General features: G+C 39.7%; 1 rRNA gene. It reads left to right on the top strand.

Annotated elements, in window-relative coordinates:
• Window positions 1–96: 96 nt before the first annotated feature.
• Window positions 97–209, top strand: a 23S ribosomal RNA gene (locus A7985_RS25625); the annotation flags it as partial.

The following is a 209-nucleotide window of genomic DNA, read 5'->3' on the forward strand; positions in this document are numbered from 1 at the left end:
TAGTTGATTAATTAGCGTCTACTTTAGTATTACTTAACTTCTGGCGAAGTTAAAACTGTCTTTAGCAGTACAACTTAAAACTATTTTGGGTTGTATGGTTAAGTGACTAAGCGTACACGGTGGATGCCTTGGCAGTTGGAGGCGATGAAGGACGTACTAACTTGCGATAAGCTAAGTCAAGCCAGTAAGAGGCACTTGAGACTTAGATT

It is taken from the genome of Pseudoalteromonas luteoviolacea, assembly GCF_001696455.1.
In the GTDB taxonomy this organism is placed as follows: Bacteria; Pseudomonadota; Gammaproteobacteria; order Enterobacterales; family Alteromonadaceae; genus Pseudoalteromonas; species Pseudoalteromonas luteoviolacea_C.